Source organism: Spirosoma terrae, assembly GCF_010435915.1.
Taxonomy (GTDB): Bacteria; Bacteroidota; Bacteroidia; order Cytophagales; family Spirosomataceae; genus Spirosoma; species Spirosoma terrae.
This window is the reverse complement of record NZ_JAAFZH010000004.1, coordinates 532,513-550,574: the sequence shown is the minus strand read 5'-3', so window position 1 is coordinate 550,574 and position 18,062 is coordinate 532,513. Positions and strand designations below refer to the sequence as shown.

At 46.7% G+C, this 18,062-nt stretch carries 29 protein-coding genes; 16 read left to right on the top strand and 13 right to left on the bottom strand.

The genetic code is table 11. From position 1 onward, the window contains the following. Positions 1 to 334 precede the first annotated feature (334 nt). The 3 genes from GK108_RS12905 to GK108_RS12895 form a co-directional block, all read right to left on the bottom strand. Entirely contained in the window at positions 335 to 517 is a 183-nt protein-coding gene (locus tag GK108_RS12905) for a hypothetical protein (RefSeq protein ID WP_163948455.1), read from the bottom strand. 399 nt (positions 518 to 916) lie between these two features. Continuing rightward, a complete protein-coding gene (locus GK108_RS12900; RefSeq protein ID WP_163948452.1) occupies positions 917 to 1,237 on the bottom strand; it encodes a hypothetical protein in 321 nt (106 codons plus the stop codon). Continuing rightward, positions 1,234 to 1,587: a hypothetical protein gene (locus tag GK108_RS12895; RefSeq protein WP_163948449.1), complete on the bottom strand. Its 354-nt coding sequence runs from the start codon at positions 1,585 to 1,587 to the stop codon at positions 1,234 to 1,236. The genes GK108_RS12900 and GK108_RS12895 overlap by 4 nt, the downstream gene beginning before the upstream one ends. A 164-nt stretch (positions 1,588 to 1,751) precedes the next feature. Here GK108_RS12895 and GK108_RS12890 point away from each other — a divergent pair, with 164 nt between their 5' ends. Further along, on the top strand, positions 1,752 to 2,189 hold the full coding sequence (locus GK108_RS12890; RefSeq protein ID WP_163948446.1) for a LexA family protein: 438 nt from the start codon (positions 1,752 to 1,754) through the stop codon (positions 2,187 to 2,189). Next, on the top strand, positions 2,170 to 3,426 hold the full coding sequence (locus GK108_RS12885) for a Y-family DNA polymerase (protein WP_212592787.1): 1,257 nt from the start codon (positions 2,170 to 2,172) through the stop codon (positions 3,424 to 3,426). The genes GK108_RS12890 and GK108_RS12885 overlap by 20 nt, the downstream gene beginning before the upstream one ends. Here GK108_RS12885 and GK108_RS12880 read toward each other — a convergent pair. The 4 genes from GK108_RS12880 to GK108_RS12865 form a co-directional block, all read right to left on the bottom strand. Continuing rightward, positions 3,423 to 3,815, bottom strand: coding sequence for a hypothetical protein (locus GK108_RS12880; protein WP_163948443.1), 393 nt, complete (start codon positions 3,813 to 3,815; stop codon positions 3,423 to 3,425). The two genes, GK108_RS12885 and GK108_RS12880, sit on opposite strands and share 4 nt — an antisense overlap. Before the next feature lie 51 nt (positions 3,816 to 3,866). Next, positions 3,867 to 4,079: a hypothetical protein gene (locus GK108_RS12875; protein ID WP_163948440.1), complete on the bottom strand. Its 213-nt coding sequence runs from the start codon at positions 4,077 to 4,079 to the stop codon at positions 3,867 to 3,869. Positions 4,080 to 4,671: 592 nt separating this feature from the next. Further along, the gene (locus GK108_RS12870) at positions 4,672 to 5,112 is read right to left on the bottom strand and encodes a hypothetical protein (protein WP_163948437.1); all 441 of its coding nucleotides are present in this window, start codon (positions 5,110 to 5,112) and stop codon (positions 4,672 to 4,674) included. Next, positions 5,105 to 5,359, bottom strand: coding sequence for a hypothetical protein (locus GK108_RS12865; protein ID WP_163948434.1), 255 nt, complete (start codon positions 5,357 to 5,359; stop codon positions 5,105 to 5,107). Before GK108_RS12865 ends, GK108_RS12870 begins: the two co-directional genes overlap by 8 nt. A 124-nt stretch (positions 5,360 to 5,483) precedes the next feature. Here GK108_RS12865 and GK108_RS12860 point away from each other — a divergent pair, with 124 nt between their 5' ends. Beyond that, positions 5,484 to 5,675: a hypothetical protein gene (locus GK108_RS12860; protein ID WP_163948431.1), complete on the top strand. Its 192-nt coding sequence runs from the start codon at positions 5,484 to 5,486 to the stop codon at positions 5,673 to 5,675. A gap of 191 nt (positions 5,676 to 5,866) precedes the next feature. On the opposite strand, the gene GK108_RS12855 is transcribed toward GK108_RS12860, so the two are convergent. The 5 genes from GK108_RS12855 to GK108_RS12835 form a co-directional block, all read right to left on the bottom strand. Then, on the bottom strand, positions 5,867 to 6,121 hold the full coding sequence (locus GK108_RS12855; protein ID WP_163948429.1) for a hypothetical protein: 255 nt from the start codon (positions 6,119 to 6,121) through the stop codon (positions 5,867 to 5,869). Positions 6,122 to 6,268: 147 nt separating this feature from the next. Next, a complete protein-coding gene (locus tag GK108_RS12850; protein WP_163948426.1) occupies positions 6,269 to 6,613 on the bottom strand; it encodes a hypothetical protein in 345 nt (114 codons plus the stop codon). Between the two features lie 236 nt (positions 6,614 to 6,849). Further along, on the bottom strand, positions 6,850 to 7,191 hold the full coding sequence (locus GK108_RS12845; protein WP_163948422.1) for a hypothetical protein: 342 nt from the start codon (positions 7,189 to 7,191) through the stop codon (positions 6,850 to 6,852). A 13-nt stretch (positions 7,192 to 7,204) separates the two neighbouring features. Further along, positions 7,205 to 7,435 carry a hypothetical protein gene (locus GK108_RS12840; protein ID WP_163948419.1) on the bottom strand — a complete coding sequence of 77 codons (231 nt, stop codon included), beginning with the start codon at positions 7,433 to 7,435 and terminating at the stop codon, positions 7,205 to 7,207. Positions 7,436 to 7,772: 337 nt separating this feature from the next. Continuing rightward, positions 7,773 to 8,339, bottom strand: a complete 567-nt coding sequence (locus GK108_RS12835) for a hypothetical protein (RefSeq protein ID WP_163948416.1) — start codon at positions 8,337 to 8,339, stop codon at positions 7,773 to 7,775. 488 nt (positions 8,340 to 8,827) lie between these two features. On the opposite strand from GK108_RS12835, the gene GK108_RS12830 reads away from it, so the two are divergent. Continuing rightward, positions 8,828 to 9,346 carry a replication/maintenance protein RepL gene (locus GK108_RS12830; RefSeq protein WP_163948413.1) on the top strand — a complete coding sequence of 173 codons (519 nt, stop codon included), beginning with the start codon at positions 8,828 to 8,830 and terminating at the stop codon, positions 9,344 to 9,346. Here GK108_RS12830 and GK108_RS12825 read toward each other — a convergent pair. Further along, positions 9,324 to 10,226: a hypothetical protein gene (locus tag GK108_RS12825; protein ID WP_163948410.1), complete on the bottom strand. Its 903-nt coding sequence runs from the start codon at positions 10,224 to 10,226 to the stop codon at positions 9,324 to 9,326. The two genes, GK108_RS12830 and GK108_RS12825, sit on opposite strands and share 23 nt — an antisense overlap. A 271-nt stretch (positions 10,227 to 10,497) precedes the next feature. On the opposite strand from GK108_RS12825, the gene GK108_RS12820 reads away from it, so the two are divergent. The 12 genes from GK108_RS12820 (at position 10,498) to GK108_RS12765 (ending at position 18,032) form a co-directional block, all read left to right on the top strand. After that, complete coding sequence (locus GK108_RS12820) at positions 10,498 to 11,448, top strand: hypothetical protein (protein WP_163948407.1); 951 nt, start codon at positions 10,498 to 10,500, stop codon at positions 11,446 to 11,448. Then, the gene (locus GK108_RS12815; protein ID WP_163948404.1) at positions 11,405 to 11,779 is read left to right on the top strand and encodes a hypothetical protein; all 375 of its coding nucleotides are present in this window, start codon (positions 11,405 to 11,407) and stop codon (positions 11,777 to 11,779) included. The genes GK108_RS12820 and GK108_RS12815 overlap by 44 nt, the downstream gene beginning before the upstream one ends. Beyond that, positions 11,766 to 12,110 carry a hypothetical protein gene (locus tag GK108_RS12810; protein WP_163948401.1) on the top strand — a complete coding sequence of 115 codons (345 nt, stop codon included), beginning with the start codon at positions 11,766 to 11,768 and terminating at the stop codon, positions 12,108 to 12,110. Before GK108_RS12815 ends, GK108_RS12810 begins: the two co-directional genes overlap by 14 nt. Before the next feature lie 175 nt (positions 12,111 to 12,285). Further along, positions 12,286 to 12,693: a transketolase gene (locus GK108_RS12805; protein WP_163948399.1), complete on the top strand. Its 408-nt coding sequence runs from the start codon at positions 12,286 to 12,288 to the stop codon at positions 12,691 to 12,693. A 27-nt stretch (positions 12,694 to 12,720) separates the two neighbouring features. Next, a complete protein-coding gene (locus GK108_RS12800) occupies positions 12,721 to 13,038 on the top strand; it encodes an aminopeptidase (protein ID WP_163948396.1) in 318 nt (105 codons plus the stop codon). 11 nt (positions 13,039 to 13,049) lie between these two features. Beyond that, a complete protein-coding gene (locus GK108_RS12795) occupies positions 13,050 to 13,394 on the top strand; it encodes a hypothetical protein (protein ID WP_163948393.1) in 345 nt (114 codons plus the stop codon). 47 nt (positions 13,395 to 13,441) lie between these two features. Then, positions 13,442 to 15,541 (top strand): hypothetical protein, encoded by a 2,100-nt coding sequence (locus GK108_RS12790; RefSeq protein WP_163948390.1) that lies wholly within the window; start codon positions 13,442 to 13,444, stop codon positions 15,539 to 15,541. A 42-nt stretch (positions 15,542 to 15,583) separates the two neighbouring features. Next, complete coding sequence (locus tag GK108_RS12785) at positions 15,584 to 16,072, top strand: hypothetical protein (protein WP_163948387.1); 489 nt, start codon at positions 15,584 to 15,586, stop codon at positions 16,070 to 16,072. A gap of 35 nt (positions 16,073 to 16,107) precedes the next feature. Further along, positions 16,108 to 16,317, top strand: a complete 210-nt coding sequence (locus GK108_RS12780) for a hypothetical protein (RefSeq protein ID WP_163948384.1) — start codon at positions 16,108 to 16,110, stop codon at positions 16,315 to 16,317. A gap of 337 nt (positions 16,318 to 16,654) precedes the next feature. Further along, the gene (locus GK108_RS12775) at positions 16,655 to 17,389 is read left to right on the top strand and encodes a hypothetical protein (RefSeq protein WP_163948381.1); all 735 of its coding nucleotides are present in this window, start codon (positions 16,655 to 16,657) and stop codon (positions 17,387 to 17,389) included. 191 nt (positions 17,390 to 17,580) lie between these two features. Next, complete coding sequence (locus GK108_RS12770; RefSeq protein ID WP_163948377.1) at positions 17,581 to 17,724, top strand: hypothetical protein; 144 nt, start codon at positions 17,581 to 17,583, stop codon at positions 17,722 to 17,724. Further along, positions 17,721 to 18,032, top strand: a complete 312-nt coding sequence (locus GK108_RS12765) for a DUF2829 domain-containing protein (protein WP_163948374.1) — start codon at positions 17,721 to 17,723, stop codon at positions 18,030 to 18,032. The genes GK108_RS12770 and GK108_RS12765 overlap by 4 nt, the downstream gene beginning before the upstream one ends. Positions 18,033 to 18,062: the final 30 nt, after the last annotated feature.

Here is an 18,062-nt window from a genome sequence, read left to right as displayed (position 1 = left end):
AGGTTATTCCCATACGAGCCCATGGAACGGTGACGAGTTTCATGCTAACAGTGCGTTATTGTGGTGAACTCCATTCCGGACCTTCCGAAATGGCAATAAAAAACCCCCACCTGGATGCTCCGGGCGGGGGTTTGTCTTTTTAAGTATGTTGAATCAAATGAGCGGTAGTAACTGCTCCATATACCTACTGGTCAGGGGCCTTCGAATCCAGATACAACTAATGTATCCCGCACGAAACCATCGGTATTCTTCCGAATCTCGTTCGTAAATACACCGGAAGGACTTGTTTCGCTTGGCAAGGCGGAATCCAATCTGGAACACGTTGCCCCAGAATTTATAACGTTGTGCGGTTGTCATAAGAGTGGTCCAATGGTCTTTGGTGAATGATTTTGTTTACTTCCAGAAAATGCTCCAGACGGAACCAGTGGTGTCGGGTTCGTACCTGGTTCCCAACTTGGATCACCACTCGTCGGTTGATTCCTGGTATAAATCGATTTTCAACCAGCAGAAACTCCATGGTATCCTTGATTTATGACTGTACGAACCATACACTTGCCCGAGTAATAACCACTGGCTGATGTCATCTCGATCTTCGAGATGTAGCCATTGTACATAATAGTTCCTGTAGAATGGAAATTTGATTCAAATGCAGTTTCTGGTCCGTATGTAATCTGTTGATTTTCTATTCGTTCTATCTGGTCGGGTCTGAAATTGTACCAGAAATGCAGCTCACTCAAATTGTGCAGGGTATCTATGACTCCATTCCGAAAGGTTTTTAACCGGTCAGAATAGTGGATAACAGCATTTACACCAAAGGGGTATTCCGGTTTGATGAATATCATTTCGAATTCTTTGGTGTTATCCAGTTTTATACCATCCAGGTATATGTCTGGTTGGTGTGGTATACTGAAAGTGCTCATCGTTTAAGGTAAGGTGTTAAATCCGGCATAGGTCCGGCTGGTTTGATTAATGTATCGAGTAGGCATCCCCAAAGACCGAACATCTCGTTAGGAAACAGACCACGTCCATTCTGTTCAATAGGGTAGGAGTCTCCACGAAATACAACGGAGTACCCTTTTAATCCATAGGACCGGATCTCAGCCCGGACAAAAGCAAACTGGAGGTTATTCTGAATGACTCCTACTTCGAACCCAGCTGGATCAATTAGCGTAACTGGCTCTTCTACCAGCTCGGGTATACCGTTAGCAAATGGGTTAGGTTGTAGTGATTGGTTCATCCTATATCGGGTAAGAAGTTAACTAGGTTACCATCTTCATCAAAGAACCATTCCAGCTCGATTTGAACCGGTTGGGTAAGTGTACTCCGGTTTCGGCCGAACAGTATGTCGATCTTCCAAGTAGAGTCCTTCACTAATTCTGGAGCGGTTGGTAAATTAGCTTTAAAGAGGGCATTGAATCCCCGGATGGACAGCCGGCCCAGACAGTTATTCTCCTGAACAAAGAAGAACATATTATTACTTGTGTCTGGCTTATCCCGTAACAGAATGATTTCATTTCCAGCGGGACCGTAGAACAAAACGGCCCAGCAGCTAAACGTTTTAAGGTCACCTTTGAGGGGTAGAAACATACTAAAAATCGGTTTGGGGCCAAAAATATATTTAAACTAAAACATATTTTTGGTTTGTTTGTATTGTAGTTGACATATATTTCGTATGTTAAGCCCAAAAAGAAACCGAGATGCGGCATTCAATACCAATAAAGGACTGTATACCAGTCACTTCATTCTACCGGGTGAATACGGACACCAGGATTGCCATTCCCTTATTCATGGGGCATGTGGCAGCTGGCTTCCCCAATCCGGCCGATTCTTACATCGAACAGGTAATTGACCTTAATGAGCTTGTTATTAGGGACAAGGACTTAACCTATTTTGTTTACGTAGAGTCCGACTCCATGATTGAGGAACACATCGTTCCGGGTGGATGGTTGATTGTGGATAAAGGGCTCATACCGGAAAATGGGGATATGATTGTTGCCTGGGTTAATGGTGGTTTTACTGTTAAACGGGTACAAATTGTAAGTGAATCCTTACTGATTCTCCATCCGGCTAATCCCAATTACGCACCCATCATTGTCCATGAGGGAGAGGATTACTGGCTGTTTGGCAAGGTTACATTTTTCTTCTTCGAACCTCCAAAATACCCGATATATGGTGATTGGAATCGCTGACTGTAACAATTTCTACGCAAGCTGTGAACGGGTATTTAACCCGGCTTTGGAAGGGAAACCCGTGGTTGTGCTCTCCAATAACGATGGCTGTATCGTGGCCCGCTCGAATGAAAGTAAGGCTCTGAAGATCAAAATGGGGGAGCCCATCCATCACTATAAAGAGCTGGTTAAGTCCAAAGGGGTGCACGTTTTGAGCAGTAATTATGAGTTGTATGGGGACATGTCGGCCCGGATTATGCGGTTATTGAATCGGTTTGTTCCGGTTATGGAGGTTTATTCCATCGATGAGGCTTTCCTGGATTTAACTGGTTTTGATGACGTTGTATCCCGGTGTCATTCCCTTCAACGAACACTGAAGGCCTGGACTGGTATTCCTATATCGATCGGTGTGGGTCCCAATAAAACATTGGCTAAAGTAGCCAATCGGATTGCCAAGCAGACACCCAGTATGGATGGTGTTTTGTACCTGTCCGAGCTGGCACAGATTCAGGCTGCCTTAGCTGATTTTCCTTGTGAGGATGTCTGGGGCATTGGTTACCAGTTTAACCAGCTTCTCAAACGGAACAACATCAAGACGGCACTAGAACTGACTCAGGTCCATGATGTATGGATCCAGAAACACATGACCATCGATGGGTTGAGGCTGGTCGATGAACTCCGGGGTAATTTCCGTCGGGATCTGGATCTCTCACCATCTCCCAAGAAGTCAATTGGCTCGGCGCCCAGTTTTGGGGAAGCTATTCCCGATCTACCAACGATCCAGGAGGCCCTGGCAACTCATGTAGCCCGCTGTGCCGAGAAACTACGTAGGCAGTACTCAGCCGCCAATTTGATTACCGTGTTTCTACATACCAACCGGTTCAATCCAAAAGTACCTCAGTATTTCCAGACCAGGACAGTCTCTTTACCCCATGCCAGTAGTGCTACCTCCGAGCTGATTCAGTATGCCGATTCGGTGTTACAGTCTATCTATCAGGACGGCTACCATTTTAAAAAGGTGGGTGTACTATTGTCCGGGTTTGTCCCGGATGATTTCCACCAGATGGCCCTGTATACCGAACAACCGGATCCGCGAATGAAACAGCTTAGTAATGTGATGGATCAACTCAATGGTAAATATGGGCGGGATAAGGTCAGACTTGCCATTCAGGGATTCAAACAGAACTGGAAACCTAAACGGCAGTTACTCACCAAGCGATATACCACCCGGATAGAGGATGTAATACGGGCTACTTAACCTTTTTGGAACAGGGCCACCAATGTACTGTCTGGTTCATAGTTGTAAAACCTCGCTGGGCTTTCACCTACCCGAATCACTACGTGGCCGTTTCCTTTTTCGATTACCTTACCGTCACCATCTCGATGTCGACGCAACAACCACTTTTTCAGGAGTTTATTATAATCAGCAATGTAAGCCTTTACTTTATCCTTTTCCTTTAAGTCATTGACTGTCAACAGCTGAAAATCCTCGATTTTGGATGCCAACGGGGCCGATAAATCACTGAGTCCTAGGGGATCGGATAGGCTGTGTACAGCAGCCAGCCGATTAACATCCGTTACGGATATATTCGGATTAGTACTGACTAGTTGCTGAAGATCCTGGACAAAGGCATGCGTTGCATCCATGGTATAGCTTATTTAATTAGGGGTTGAAGCTGGCAAATTTATTGAATCTGCTCAGTAATCGGCAGTATAATCAATCCAGATTTTCCCACCAAATACACCCTGACATCCTTCGGCTTCCCGGTAATGTAATAGCGTGGTTCTGTTACCGTCTGGGTAGGTTACCCGCCACAACCGATAGTTAAGATAATTGGCTCTCCACCAGGTTCTTAACCGAAATAGTCTGGCCCGTATGGTACCCGATTTTAAGAACGAATATATGTTCATTTGTGTTGTGTATATGTATACTTGTAAAACAACTTAAATATGTTAACCCAATACACTTATTATTGCCAACCATGTGATCCGAGTGGAAGTATCACAATGCCATCTAACAACCCGTTAGGCCACAAAAACCAACGGAGAAAGTATAAGAAACACACTCAGCTTCCAAACCAAGTCAACAGTCCCACTCCAGTATCTGTATTTACTGATCGATTAGCCTCCAGTTACGTGCATCAAGTTGAGGATGGTTACAAAAATGCAATTGTCGAGTATGATGATCAAAACCGAAGGAACTTGGTGTCTAAAGACCCAAACCACAACCCCATCGGTCAGACAATTATGAATGGAGTTGTAATATCAATGGATGATGGCCTAAAGATAGTCCAGCCTGATCTGGCTAATAAGTACCACGCGTTCACTACTGGCTCATTGTCCAATAAGACCTGTGCTGCTTGTGGGACAGTTCACTGGTAAGGATCCAATCTGACCATACAATTGCCCGAACTGGCCTGGGTCTTTACTACGAAGCTCCAGTGCTGGCTCTGGTATGGTTTTCTGTTTCATTTGGTAGATACATTAAAATGAGTATCCATAATTATTTACTGTCGTTTATAGTAAATGGGTTGACAACATCCGGTATCTTCTCGAATAAGAAGAAGTGAGAATCCATATCACAAATAGTATGTGGTATCCGTTTTATATCGGGTGAGATCCAGATAGACTTAGCTTCCTGTTTTACCACATAACCACTCCAGTCCGGTTTATCAACCAGCACATATTTACCGATAGCTTCTGCATAGAAACAGGCAAATGCTTTGACCGTATCCCCTCGTTTAATATGTGACATGGGACTGAGGTTGGCATCAACCCAGTGGTCCAATACCTGTGTTTTCTTGTCCCGTAAACCGAAGTTGAATACTCGAAGTATGTCGTGGGTATGGGCTAATTCCATCAATACCTTATGGTCGATGTTTACGCCCAGTTCGGACAGGTAGAATATGCCTTCTACAAAGGATTCATACTTGTTTTTAATCATACCAGGTATCTGCTATTGGTGTACACTCGATCATGTTAGTGGGGCTTAGCCAAATTTTACTGGCTTCAATCTCACGGTCTCGTCTATCAGGATCCGTATACCGATATTCTTCGGTTGGTACACCAAACGTTTGGTTGTTGGGTTCCTTTTTTATTTGGTACGAACGTCGGAGGTCCGATTTCCACACAATCCAGACAATATCTCCATCTTCCAGGTCATCAATGTATTCCTGGGTTGGATTCAGCATGATTGACTTTGTTTTGGATACACTCTTCACAGTCGGCACAGAAGGAGGAACTGAGCTGTGTCCGGTGACTGGTAAGTGTGAGGTCAGTGAGTGTCCAACAACCCATAGAACCATTTAAGGCTTCATGGTATCCACACCAGGTGGGTTGTTGGTAATTATCCATGATCTGTTGCCAGGTAGTTTTCCGGGCAATCAGATCATTTATGGTTTCTTGTGGCAGCTCGTGGAAATATGGCCGCTTATCCATTATAATTGGTATTTCCTATCCATAAACTGGGCATTGGGGTATCCACAACCCGACTACATAAATGGTTAAAAGCCTGAATGGCTTCTCCACCTATTTTATAGGGATGTGGTTGTCCAAGTTCATTCATTCCGTTATGCCATAAGGAATATATCATCCGTTTTATGCCGGAATATCTTAAATTTCCCTTCCATGTCTTTTTCGTGTAGATCGTATAGTTTGTCTGGTATTCACTGTAATCCAGTGCATTAATATGACGGAGTTCAACCAGAATTTCCCTTAATGTCATTTGTGGTTTGTTTAGGTACATGTTTCCAACCAGTTTGAATCAATAGCCCACTAACAGGATTCAACCACCATTTATAGATGGTTTGGCCATTCTCTCGTTTACCATCTACCAGCTCGTACACGTATAGGCAGGCTGGATCCCGATTTCGGTAAATCGAACTAATTTCAAATACCTGGTTGCCGCAGGTAAATTGATCACCCTCCTGAATAATGTTCCAGAAGGTTTCCATGGCTTTACTGGTTAGTACGGATCTTTCCGATTGTAACTGATCAATCTTGGTCTGTAAGATAGACCGTTCATTATAACAATCAGTTAATTGGTTGGACAGGTTATTAATCTGTTGCAATAGATCTTCCATCAGTAACCTTAATGATTTTCATACAACCGGATAATGTAGTTTCTCATATTCTTCTAGGGCAATGGACAAATCATCCAGTTCCGTTTCTTCCACCTCTGTCCGGTCTTCTTTATGAATTAGGGACTGAGTACGTACTAGCAGCTCTTCATACTGGGTTTCCGATTGAATGACGATAGGTGCTCGTTTAGGTTTACAGGCAATCGTTTCAATACCTTCCCCGGTCCAGCTGATAAAGTACTTGTCATTGAAATAGATCAGGATCACATTCAATTCGGTGGGACCGTGCCGGATAATGGCTTTCTTGGTCAATTTATCAAACTGGAGTACTTCCCAGGTTTGGCCTAGGTTATCTACAAGTTTCATTTAAGGGTAGTGTATACAGTTTCAAATTCAGGAGTATTCGGATATTAAAACCGGTAAATCCAGTTATTGGGATTTTATCCAGTTATAAAGATTTTACAAAGCTACAACATACTACCGGATATTCGGTAGGCATATAGGGAGATTTAACAGGGCCAAGGGCTTCAACTACCGAACGCGAAGCCTGACCGGACGGCCCCGAGCAAAACAAAAAGCCCGAGTAGGGCTTCCTGTTCTGGTTATTGCCTGAAGCTGACGTTAACCTTTTCAGAATCCTGAGACTCAACTGCTTTCAGGAATTTGACTGGTTGATCATAATCATCCAGCATGATCATTTCGCCATCCTCGTACAGGTGAGCATCACCCAGTCGTACAATGTCCACGGTCTTATCGGGGAATTCCACCTTGGCAAAGTTGGTAGGCTTCGGTGTAGCCAAGGCCCAGATGAATACACCAAGACATAGGCATATACCGGTGACCATAAGGGCTACTTTAACCCGGACTTGTGTTAACGGGTTTACTGAACCAACAATAGCTGGACGAGGTGTCTGAGCTGTACGGAATGTGTTTTGAGGTGCCATAGGGCTTGGTTGGTTAGAAGGTGAAAACTCTGGTTAATGGTACGTTTATCGGCTTAGCCGACCGGAAACTGTACACTCGGTATTCCCCATTGGATGGGTTCACGTACGATCTAGCTGGATATACCCGGAGATACGATCCTTTGTGGATTGTACCATCCGAGTAACCTGCCCAGTGACCCGTCGCTGTCTGGTAGGTAACCCGACGCGGTAAGGCCATAATCTGTTTGGCTGTGAGCTTATCCATATCAACTGAAGTAATAATGGGTGACAACGCTGAACATGACCAGGTCATAGGCAATCATGCCGATTATTAACCAGGTTGACTCGGGAATTTTCTGTAAACGTTTTAACATGGCTTGGCTATAAATCGGATTAGGTGTTGGTCCATTTTGGTCCATTGGTGCGATTCTAGGGATGACGGTGGGAAGCACAGGCCCCTTCTTCCATCCCTTTCTCCGAGCCATCCAACACTAAATCCCGAAAAGGTTTTCGATAGATAAAGTGTTGGATGGACCGAGTTGGGGTAGAAAGGGGTTTGGGGGTACCCCAACCTCCCTCCACCCTTATTGATTTAGCTCGGACTACCGACGGCCATATAGACCACCGAGCAGGGTTGCCACGGCCAGGGCTTTGGAATCTTCGGTAGCTTCCACCCGGCCAACCAGCCGGTCTTCGTCCTGGGCCAGAAGCATCCGTTCGAAGGCCGATTTGCTGAACCGTTTGATCGAGGCCAGGTTTGAACCGTCTGATTCGTGGGCCGTCAGGGGTGTGTTCTCGTCTCCGCCCTTGTGGTATCCGGTTACGTGGGCAATACGTTTTTCGTAGCTGACCTCTACCACGTCATCCTCCTTGAAGGCTTTACCCACACGGGTCCAGTAGCCCGGTGATGAGCTGATGGTGTGGACCTTGTTGTGTGCATCCTGCACGGTCAGCAGGACAATCTCCGTGTTGTTCTTGGCGTCAATGATCTCGGCATTCAACAGGTATCCCTGGATGGTCTTGGTTTCGGGCAGCTTGAGCTTGCCGGGGTTAACCGGTGGGTTGACATTGACCGAGCTTGCCGGTGGTGTCATGGTTTGGGTGGCTGCACCACCTCCAAGTAAATCGGCATCAGCATTGAACATTGGGGTTGCGATGTTGGTACGCATGGTTTCTTCGGCCCTTCACGGAGGCCAGGCGATTGTGGTTGATGTGTCCGGTCATCCGGTGGACACTGCCCGTATCGATTTCCCATTTACCCAAATAGCCAGCAACCGGTCCAAATCCAGATTGCCGACCCCGGGGGGTGGGGGTACAACGACGATGGTAAGGGGGGCAAGAGAACAGCCCAGGGTTGGTCTCATAAACCCATAGGACCAATTTTGACAACCACATTCATCCCAATCGCTCATACCCTAATCCGGCCTTTCATCCCACTGACGATCAGCCTTTTGACCCATTGAAAAATTTGGACAGATTCCGGTACATGGTATCTCTTCCAGAAATCCCATAGAAAGAAAGAAGAAGAGAGGAGGGGTTAATGATCAGTAAACCAGATAATTACGAGATTATCAATGCCCCAGAATAGGGCATATATATGCCCCAGTTCAGGGGTGATTCATGCCCCAGAATAGGGCATTGAGTTGGGTAAAATAAAATGAATCGGTATATTTGTTTCCAGCTGGTTAAAACGGGTATAATGGATAAACCATATTTAAAGACAGGATTAGTCGAAGAGTCTATGACCGTGGACCACGATGGAAAGGTAGTTAACCGGTCAGTAACCAAACACCAATACCTGGTCAATGCCAAAGAACCCTACAACATGGTATACGATGATTTCTGGGAGATGCTTAATAAATTAAATCCCTGTCCGGAGATAATGGTATATGGATACCTGGCCCGCCAGAATGGGGACGGCCGTACCTTTGCTATCAATAAGGGATTACGGGAGGAAATTGCCGATCATTTTGGAATCAGTCCCAAAACGGTATCCAATGTGATCTACGAGCTAAAGAGTCATAAGGCCTTGCTGTCCAGTGCCAAAGGGACCTATATTGTCAATCCTCGATTTACCTTTCGGGGGTCAACCAGCAGCCGAACCGCCCGATTAAAGGATGTACTGGAACGGGGATATGAAGGAAATAAACCGGTTAAAGAGGCTGAATGGATCTGATTAAATCATACAGCTTCTTCCTGGAATCTATAGCAAATAAATTAAACAGGTCCTCAATAAAGAGTTTGCTATAGAACTCAGAAGGGCTACGGGGAAGTAATTGTAAATCCTGTAAAACAACCCGTTGGGGGTGCTCCATTTCTTTTAACAATACTGATTTATTTAATCCTCCATTTTCAGAAAACTGTTTTAAATCTATTTCAATAGACTGCTCCCAGGATTTATTCCTGGAAAAAATATGGAAGTCTAATTTAATAGGTTCAGTAATGTCCATCACTAATTCACCCAAATATGTAGGTACAAATTTATTGGTCTCAGTAATAATGTAATTTGGTGTAATCTGAGTACTTGGCCAATTATCTTCTTTACGATAAATTGATACATTATACAAAGGATAAATCCCACATTGGAAAAAAAATAATTTTAACCGAATACGAGAGAGAGGTACCCAAATTATAGGATCGTTATCCCTAAAGCTGACCACAAACTCATTATCTGTTTCAGTTGGAGCAATAGAAAAAAGAATAACCCCGTAACTTTCACTTCCACTTAACCAGTTATTTGACTCGTTCTGACTAGCCTCCACAAAACGTAATTGATCTTGAACAGAAGTAATCTGTTGGTTTGCCTCAATTACTAGGGCCCGAGTAATGCCATTTGTTTTATTACTGAAAAAAGCGGCTCCGAATGCAGAGACAGCCCCAAGGATTATTCCAGTGTATTCCAGTAAGGCAGTATGGGTAAGTTTGCCGGACAGAGTGGATACAGCACACACGCAAACGCCTACCAAACAATACAGGTTGTAAGCCCGAAACCGGTCCAAGTTTTTGGTAATCTCATTTAACCGATCCGGGAGTACAGGTACTTGATTTATTTCCATTGAGTATCAGGTTGAAAACCAACCAAGTCTAACCAGAATTTACCAGATTTGCAATAGAGAAACCTGGTTTAATATAGGTAGATTTATACCCTTTTTTCAGAGTACTCAAAAAATATTCTACCGGAAAATGGGTATAATACCGAAAAACTGTTATACCTTTGGAGAATCATAGAAAGCTGGTATAAACTGGCTTTCAGCCCACAAGCCGGGAAAGTCTTTCTTTCACCTCAGCCGGACAGTCGTCCGCCCCCGGTTCAGCCTCCTCTGGTTCATGGTTCAAGCCGTCCGCTTCGACGCGGAAAAGCACATCTATACCAATGAGAATAACATTCGATATACCTCCGCTACTCAGCTCATTGGTCACTACAAACAGCCTTTTCTCGAACAGTACTGGTCCCTCTATAAAGCGGCCCAGCGGGTAGTCCAGGAATCCAAAAAGTCGGCTACGTGGAGCCAGGCCAGCCGGATCATCATGCAGGCCGATAAAACCGAAACCAGGCTCCGGCAGTTTCTACTGGCCGCTTACCCGGCATTCTTCAACAAGATCCTCCATACACAGGTTGTCATTCTCCAGGAATGGCAGGAAACCAAAGACCAGGCCTGTACCAAAGGTACCCTGTTTCATAATGCCCGGGAATATGAAGCCTACCAGCTGGGCTACAGTATTCTAGGTAATAATGAACTACAGGGCATTACCCAACCTAAGGACCGCTACACGTACGATCTGGCCAAACTACCGGACGGCTACTGGCCTGAGCTGCTGGTTTTTGATCACCTTGAGCAGACAGCTGGTCAGATTGACCGATGCTGGATTTCGACGGAACTCGTCAAACCCTCCACACTTAACCTGGTAAAACAGGATGGTATTTATGTGTGGGATACAACGGATGGACCCGCTATCCGGTACGTAGACCTCGACGATTGGAAGACTAATAAGGAAATAAAAAAGACCAATCGGTACGATAAGATGCAGGCTCCTGTGGCCCACCTGCACGATACCAACTACTGGCATTATGCCCTACAGATCTCCATTTACGGCCGAATGCTGGAACGGTGCGGCTATACAATCCGGTCCACCCGTTTCACTCACTGTCTCGACGACGGTACCCGAATTCCCTACCACACTCCGTACCTGCGGAAAGAAGTAACCAAGTTAATTAGCGACTACAGACAAAAACATGGCTACAATCATAGCCCCGAGTCAGCACCCAACCCGCATTGATGCCATCCGCCAGTTTCTGGAAATTTACTACCTACTCCGTCACTGGAAATATAACTACCGGGAACTAACCGTTCTAGCTTATTATGCCCTACATGGGGTGAGTGGAGAAACCGATACTCTACTGGTCAGTGATGTACTACCCAACCTGAGCGAAGAGATGGCCCGGCATACCCTGGCCAAGATCCGAGGTAACCTTCGCAAGCAGGGAGTGATTAGTCTGAAGAATACAAAGTTCCGAACCTATGTCGTAGACCCCGTCCTGGTACAGGCCGTACAGGAGGGCGATAAGATGGCCTACGTAATCAAATTCGGCTGGAATGAAGGACATTAACCAGATCAACCGGAAGGTGTCGATGGATCTGAAAATATCGGAATCGACTATTGCCCGGATCAATGATGAGTACTGGCGACACGTACGAGCTCAGCTGGCCAATCCCTATCACGTAGGTTACTATATCCGCTACCTGGGGACCTTCTATACCAACCCCTCCCTGCTGTTCAAACAACTAGGTGGGTATCTTATCCGGCACCGACGGTTGAAGCAACCCGGTCAGCCCGCCTATAATGTCCAGGCCGTCCAGCAGGAGTGCCGGGAAAATGTCACCAAACTGTGGCGATTAAAAAATATTTTGGGCTACCGCTATACGGGTAAAAATAAATAAACTATCTTTGAACTGCCAAATCCTGAAAGAGCCGGTAAAATGCCTGTAAACCGGATAATGTGCTTCCAACCGTAGTAAGGCCTTTCCTCCCGTCTGCCGTTCCTTCCTTCAAGCCACCTCCATTCCGGGTCCGACTGCGGCAGCAGGGGACCCGACCATTCTTCTCTCTTTCATAATGGACCCGACAAAACCCCGGTCTTATTTTGCCGAAATGGCTCACTACTATGCTCAGGGAGCCAAAAACATTGACAACGTACTAGAGGCCCGCTGGAACAAAGCTCTCCAGACGGCCGGTGAACTGGATCCCCAAAAAGCGGCCGAAGCCGACCGGCGAATGGCCTTATGTCAGGGATGCCCGTTTAACTCCCTAAATGCCAAGACATCACCTGAATTTGATGCTTTGTTTGGGGGGCATTATTTCACCAATCGATCCGATCAGGATCTGCATTGCAGCATCTGTTCCTGTGACATTGATTACAAAGTCCTCTCGTTCCGTACCGACAACATGTGCGGACTGAGCTACTACAACCAAAATAACCCCGGTAACAGTCAGCCCCTTAAATGGGAGGCTTTTGCCGGATGATACACCCTTCACCCCGACAGTTTTCAGATGGAAAACCTACACGATGTTCCCTTAACCACGGAGCTCCTCCAGGCCTTTGGATTTACCTATCTGGAGGATAAAGATGCCTGGATGGATGAATTCGGTCTAATGATTTACACCTCTCGACTGCCCCAGACAACAATGGGCCTTAAACGGGTCATGTGTGGGACCGCCTTTCGAAAAGGGCAGGATAAAACCCGCCGGCAAGCGGCTGATCATATTCTGGTCCAGCTATTCGGATTGCCAGGCGAATCACCACAAGTGCCCCGCCCTTCGATGGAAAAGACCTATTCCGATCTCTTCCCGGAGACGACTAACTACTAGGCTCCTCGGTTATGGCTAAGGCAAAACACACCTACACACTGCCCGAGCTGGAATACCTGGAAAAGAAAGTGGATGAATACATCCAATTTCTGGAAGCTAGACCTGTCCACGAACTGGAGGATCGAATGGCCTATAAAACCACAGCGAATGGGGGATCTATTCCAACGATCATTGCCACAATTGAGGCTCAATTTGCTGCCAACATCAAAGCTATGGAGCAATTGACCAAGCTGCTTCCCCAATTGGAAGAAATGCGGAAAGGTGCTGCTGATGTGGTTGAAATTCGTGGAGGGCAAGGACAACTCCCATCCCGTGTCGAACGGTTGCTGCTTAATTCAGATTCCTCTTCGGCCTAATGGAAAGTGACATATTTAATATTCATTCCCCCGAGCTTTATATAAACATGAAACCGGGGGATATTCCTCCGGATGGGCATCCTGACCGGCAGGCTTTCGAAGAGGCTGAAACCGAAAAATGCCTCATTGGGGTAAATATTAATGGGGTGCCACTGGTTGGTTCCCTCTATTACCATTTGTGTCACCACTTGCTCATGGTCGATACCGATGACGAGCGACGACCCCGACTAGCTATGCGTCCCAATTTGCGGGACAACGACTGGATCATACACACTGAATATGACCTGGCCCGATTAGCCAAAGAGATATTTTGTGTTGGAGGTGCCCGGCAAATCGGCAAAACAGACAACATGGTATCCATGTGCTGCCGGCAGCTCAAGCTGATTCGGAACTCGGAGATAGTAGGACTGTTTTCGATCAAAGCCGACAAAGAGACTTTTACCAAAAAGCTCAACGTAGGCATGAATTACAGCCTGACCCCGGATTCAGATGGTCGGGTATTCGAGGACATCTTTTACATGCCCTCCATTGATAAGACCTGGGCAAAGACCGAAGTGAAATTCGGCCTCAAGCAAAAGGACAATACCGAACAGATCTGGAGTCGTATATTCCTCTACCTGACCGAAGAGGGAAATAATGACCAAGTTGGGGCAGGTAAATCAACGACCTGGTATTTTTTTGATGAAATTGCCAAGGCCCCTTTTATTTCGGCACACGATGCCATCATACCGGCTCTGAAAGGAAAGTATGGGTTACGTAGTGCTCCGTTTATGGCCTTCACCGGTGGTAACGTTGAAAAGTCTCAGGATGCAAAATCCTTTTACCTTAATCCCGAAGCCAACAATATACGGACGTATACCAATGATGGTAAGAAGACTGGGCTTTTTGTGGGGGGCTGGTATCGACAGGATCTTAAACAAATTACCACACTAGGGGAATACCTGGTCAAAAAGGGGTTACTGGATTATAACCCGGGGGGTGAGCTGGGCAACTTCCCCATGGAGGAAACCGATTTTGAAAAAGCAAACCGGGTACTGGATGAAGAGTTTGCCAAAGCTGAGAAATCGGATGACAAAAAATCCAGTAACAATGCCCAGATGTTTGCACCCCGGACCATCGACCAGATGTTTCTCACCAGTTCGGCCAATCCCTTCGAAGAGTATAAAGAAGGAATGACTAAACACCGGGACTGGCTACGTGAAAACCCCCAGGGACGGGCCGTCGATCTGTTTTACATTGGAGACGAAAAGGCAGGTGATGTGGGATGGAAGTTATCCAACAAGGTACCTATTGCTAACTATCCTACCCAGAAATCGGATAAACTGGATGCGGCAATCATCATGTATGAGGAGCCTCGCCATAAGGATGCCTATTATCTGCATGCGGGAGGGCTTGACCCGTACAACACCGCTTCGACCAGTACGTCTCCCTCACTAGGTGCCTTTTATCTCTACCGCCGTCGGTATGAGGATATTAGTGATCCCTTCCAGGATACGATGGTACTTAGTTACGTTGCTCGTCCGGGAGGGTCCACTAATATTTTTTTCCACACCATCCGGAAGATTCTAATTCTGTATGGAGGGAAGATGCTCCACGAGGTCAGTAATGACATGGTCCTCAACTTTTTCGACGAGCGGCAGGAAGCTGAGAAATTCCTGGTGGAAACCTGGAGCCTCCAGCAAACTATTAATCCCAAATCGAAAGCGGCTTCTTCGTACGGATTAGCCCCTACGGAAAGAAACATTGCCTACTGGCTGGGGGCTTCAGTGGAATATGCCGGGGAGGTACTCCGGGTCGATAAGATCACGGATGCCTCGGGTAACGTTACCAGTGAGAATATCATTTACGGTTATACCCGCTGGCTGGACCCGGTACTGATCGATGAGTACCTGGCCATCGACCCCTCCAATATTAAGGGCAACTACGACCGGGCCGTTGGTAACGGTCACGCCCTGGCTTACATGAAATACCTCAACAAGTATTTCCCGATGGCCATCCTCAAACCGGAACCTAAACCGGTGACGGAACAAAAGCGAACGCCTTCCAATGCCTGGATGGGCCTCGATCCCCAGAAGAGCCTCGGACAAGCAGGATCCGGGAAAACCAGCTCCTCTCGGAAGTCTCCCTTCGGCTTCAGACGCCGGTAGGATCCTTACATACTTCTTACTCTTTTTCATCCCACCTATAGCATGGATGCCCGTACCAATTTTTCACAAGCCGATTTAGACACCCCCGAACTCAATGCTCTGGTTGACCAGATTACGGAAGAGAGCCTGAATGAAGCCCTCATCGACGAGAGTCACATTCCGGTTTACTTCAGCTCGGTTGAAGAGTTAATCAACTACGTCAACCAGATGGAGTACTTTGATTCCGAGCTACAGGCCATTCCAGCCCGGATCAACCAGATTTCACCGGAAAACCACAATAAAGGTATCCTCCGATTTAACCAGGAACTGTTTGTTGTCAACCGATTAACCACTCTTCAAAAGTGGAAGTCTTATTCCGACACGCTGACCATCAACTGGTTCCGTCGAAAACTAACCGAAAACTTTAACCCCGAGCGGGATGCCCTGCCTAATGAGGTCAAACCCCTGGGTATGAAAATGAGCCCCGAGGACTGGAATCAGTATTCGAAGGCGTTCGATGAGCTGTTCGACTTCTCTATCCTATCTAAATAAACACGTTGTAGTAACCTTAAAACCAATTTTTTACCGTGAACAACGAACAATTATTCCAGGGTGTAGCCATCTTTTACCCAACTGCCGATGAACGCAAAGCCGGCGTTAAACCAGAAGTGGTTGTACCCATCACAGAAATCCTGTCGATTAGTGAAGATGGAGCCAAAACTAAAATAGCCCGTGCCATCCCGGAGGTGTTTGAAGATCGACTCAGTCAGATAACGATTAAAATACGCCCTTTTTAGACGGGGGTTGGACCCCCAGTCCGGCTCCTACTAAACCGGACGAAACAGCAGTAGCCAGAGGATTACTCCAAAAACTGGAAAAATCCAGGGACTACCAGAAACAACCACCGGAATCATTTTGTGACTGGTTTTTAAAACAGCAATGTAATGCCTGGACCCACCCTGGTTTAAGAGATCCTACCCGAACCCTGTTACTTGAAAAGCCTAAACACAGTTACATGAGTATGCTTTACGCAGGCAGAAAGGATTCAGGCCGCTTCGATTCCCTATTTGATTATTCATACCTGTCATCGGCCGGTGTGTTTCCGATTGATCATTCTGTAATGTAGTAACCCTTATGCTCAGTTATCTTCAAAAACCCCGGTACGTAGATGCCTACCAGTACCAGGGAGAGGACACCTTACCTGAATTTCTTCAATGGGGTCACATCGACCGCAAAACCGGCAATGTATTTCGGATTGCCTACCGTCATGAATACGTACCGTTTTATGCCGAACTGGGACCCGTCGTTAAAACACCAGCCGGGTTAACGGCTTTACGGCTGGGTGACTTTGTCATCCTGGATCCCGATGGATTCTACCTGGTTAAGACGGCCGATGAATTTCACGATCAGTACGTGCCCGCCCCAACCGGCACTTTACCCGAGGCAGGTATACAGGAAACAGGCCATACAGCATCGACGTATATACCCATACCGGTAGAGACGGAGCGCCCCGCCATTGATACTGTGTTGGATCTATTCAAACAGGGGACCCCAGCCCCGGAGCCTGTTAGTACACTGGTCCCTCCAGCTGACCCGGCTGCAGTGTCTTTGCCCGACAGTCAACCCCAGACGGAATTACCAGCCGATACCAAACCGGATGATTTTTTGGTACCCGTCACAGTTGCCCCCAAGCCTTCTACTAAATCAGCCAGTAAGTCGGCTAAAAAGACAAACGCTTCGGCAGCTCCAGCTACCCCAGCCGATAGCCAGACTACCGCAGCTGAGGGCCAGCAACTGAGTCCACAAGCCGGTCCACCAGTCGATCCCACTGTCCAGTCAGCAGTAGGGGACGACGATCTCTTCGGATAACATGCCCATGTGTCACCGCCAACGGCTTTCCCCCTTACTCTACAGGTTCTGTAAATGGGGGTGGGGCCAGTTGAAGAAACTCATTCCAGCCCCTATCGTATGATCAGCCGGCTTCGTAGCTGGATATACCGCCACCCGGTGGCGCTCCAAGCCTACATCCACTTGTTGACCTTTTACATCGAAACCCTGTCATGGTTACTACTTTTCTGAAAAAGTACAAGGCTTATCTCAAGCTCCGTTTATTAATCCTGGCCAAACGGGCCATTACGCCCGGCACGACCGTCGCCTATAAACTCGACGCTCAAATCGATTCAATCCTAGAGGAGATCCTATGAATTTTGGAAAGGCCCTGGAGGCCGCAAAACAAGGTGCCCGCATTGCCCGGGCGGGTTGGAATGGGAAACGTATGTTTGTTTTCCTGGAAAAAGGATCCTCCGTCTGGGATGCCCAGAATGGCGAATTCCTCCACCAACTCGAAGACAAAATTGAAGGGGTATCTACAAGCCTCTACAACCGAGGGGCCGACGGCAGTGCCACGCGCTTACCTCACCTAAATATGTACTCGGCCACGGGTGCCACCGTCATCGGTTGGCTGGCTTCTCAAACCGACATGCTGGCTGAGGACTGGCAAATTCTGGAATAACCGGATAAATTTCTGAAAACAGTCAAGTAC

Coding starts and splice junctions, on each gene's coding strand:
- GK108_RS12905 (WP_163948455.1), bottom strand. CDS start 517: ATGGAGTTTCTGCTGGTTGAAAATCGATTTATACCAGGAATCAACCGA.
- GK108_RS12900 (WP_163948452.1), bottom strand. CDS start 1,237: ATGAACCAATCACTACAACCTAACCCATTTGCTAACGGTATACCCGAG.
- GK108_RS12895 (WP_163948449.1), bottom strand. CDS start 1,587: ATGTTTCTACCCCTCAAAGGTGACCTTAAAACGTTTAGCTGCTGGGCC.
- GK108_RS12885 (WP_212592787.1), top strand. CDS start 2,170: ATGGTGATTGGAATCGCTGACTGTAACAATTTCTACGCAAGCTGTGAA.
- GK108_RS12880 (WP_163948443.1), bottom strand. CDS start 3,815: ATGGATGCAACGCATGCCTTTGTCCAGGATCTTCAGCAACTAGTCAGT.
- GK108_RS12875 (WP_163948440.1), bottom strand. CDS start 4,079: ATGAACATATATTCGTTCTTAAAATCGGGTACCATACGGGCCAGACTA.
- GK108_RS12870 (WP_163948437.1), bottom strand. CDS start 5,112: ATGATTAAAAACAAGTATGAATCCTTTGTAGAAGGCATATTCTACCTG.
- GK108_RS12865 (WP_163948434.1), bottom strand. CDS start 5,359: ATGCTGAATCCAACCCAGGAATACATTGATGACCTGGAAGATGGAGAT.
- GK108_RS12860 (WP_163948431.1), top strand. CDS start 5,484: ATGGTATCCACACCAGGTGGGTTGTTGGTAATTATCCATGATCTGTTG.
- GK108_RS12855 (WP_163948429.1), bottom strand. CDS start 6,121: ATGGAAACCTTCTGGAACATTATTCAGGAGGGTGATCAATTTACCTGC.
- GK108_RS12850 (WP_163948426.1), bottom strand. CDS start 6,613: ATGAAACTTGTAGATAACCTAGGCCAAACCTGGGAAGTACTCCAGTTT.
- GK108_RS12845 (WP_163948422.1), bottom strand. CDS start 7,191: ATGGCACCTCAAAACACATTCCGTACAGCTCAGACACCTCGTCCAGCT.
- GK108_RS12840 (WP_163948419.1), bottom strand. CDS start 7,435: ATGGATAAGCTCACAGCCAAACAGATTATGGCCTTACCGCGTCGGGTT.
- GK108_RS12835 (WP_163948416.1), bottom strand. CDS start 8,339: ATGCGTACCAACATCGCAACCCCAATGTTCAATGCTGATGCCGATTTA.
- GK108_RS12830 (WP_163948413.1), top strand. CDS start 8,828: ATGAATCGGTATATTTGTTTCCAGCTGGTTAAAACGGGTATAATGGAT.
- GK108_RS12825 (WP_163948410.1), bottom strand. CDS start 10,226: ATGGAAATAAATCAAGTACCTGTACTCCCGGATCGGTTAAATGAGATT.
- GK108_RS12820 (WP_163948407.1), top strand. CDS start 10,498: ATGGTTCAAGCCGTCCGCTTCGACGCGGAAAAGCACATCTATACCAAT.
- GK108_RS12815 (WP_163948404.1), top strand. CDS start 11,405: ATGGCTACAATCATAGCCCCGAGTCAGCACCCAACCCGCATTGATGCC.
- GK108_RS12810 (WP_163948401.1), top strand. CDS start 11,766: ATGAAGGACATTAACCAGATCAACCGGAAGGTGTCGATGGATCTGAAA.
- GK108_RS12805 (WP_163948399.1), top strand. CDS start 12,286: ATGGACCCGACAAAACCCCGGTCTTATTTTGCCGAAATGGCTCACTAC.
- GK108_RS12800 (WP_163948396.1), top strand. CDS start 12,721: ATGGAAAACCTACACGATGTTCCCTTAACCACGGAGCTCCTCCAGGCC.
- GK108_RS12795 (WP_163948393.1), top strand. CDS start 13,050: ATGGCTAAGGCAAAACACACCTACACACTGCCCGAGCTGGAATACCTG.
- GK108_RS12790 (WP_163948390.1), top strand. CDS start 13,442: ATGAAACCGGGGGATATTCCTCCGGATGGGCATCCTGACCGGCAGGCT.
- GK108_RS12785 (WP_163948387.1), top strand. CDS start 15,584: ATGGATGCCCGTACCAATTTTTCACAAGCCGATTTAGACACCCCCGAA.
- GK108_RS12775 (WP_163948381.1), top strand. CDS start 16,655: ATGCTCAGTTATCTTCAAAAACCCCGGTACGTAGATGCCTACCAGTAC.
- GK108_RS12770 (WP_163948377.1), top strand. CDS start 17,581: ATGGTTACTACTTTTCTGAAAAAGTACAAGGCTTATCTCAAGCTCCGT.
- GK108_RS12765 (WP_163948374.1), top strand. CDS start 17,721: ATGAATTTTGGAAAGGCCCTGGAGGCCGCAAAACAAGGTGCCCGCATT.